This is a genomic window from Neisseria sp. P0021.S007 (assembly GCF_051956855.1).
In genome coordinates this window covers 1-503 of sequence record NZ_JBQCXA010001300.1, presented here as the reverse complement: position 1 = coordinate 503, position 503 = coordinate 1, and the positions used below count along the sequence as shown (strand labels likewise).

Sequence of the window (503 nt, the reverse complement as noted above, 5' to 3'; positions counted from 1 at the left end):
GTCCTTTTCCTTCAATCAGGGGTTGTTGCGTTTCAATCCGTTTTTCGCATTCCGCCATCAATTCGACCTCCGTCCCGCTGCTGTGGGGGATAACGGGGTGGATGACGACGGTGATGGTGCCGGGGTGTTTGAGGAAGGAATTTTTCGGCCAAAATTCGCCGCTGTTGAGGGAGACGGGGACGATGTCCATTTCAAACATTTTCGCCATGCGCGCGCCGCCGAGTTTGTAGCGGCCTTTTTCGCCGGGCGGCAGGCGTGTGCCTTCGGGGAAGATGGTGATCCAGTAGCCTTCGTTTTTGCGCGCCATGCCTTGTTCCATCAGTTGTTTGCTGGCTTCGCGGCTGTTGCTGCGGTCTATGCCTATGGTTTTGACGAGTTTCAGTCCCCAGCCGAAGAAGGGGATTTTGAACAATTCGCGTTTGGCGACGTAAACCGGCGGCGGGAAGATTTCTTGCAGGGCGAGGGTTTCCCAGCCGCTTTGGTGTTTGGCGCAGATGATGGAG

The 503-nt window shown here is 56.1% G+C and carries 1 protein-coding gene; it reads right to left on the bottom strand.

Annotated features, from left to right (window positions below; all coding sequences use genetic code 11):
• A partial coding sequence (locus ACTHUR_RS18845; RefSeq protein WP_440400300.1) for a lysophospholipid acyltransferase family protein occupies nt 1-503 on the bottom strand: 503 nt, incomplete at both ends.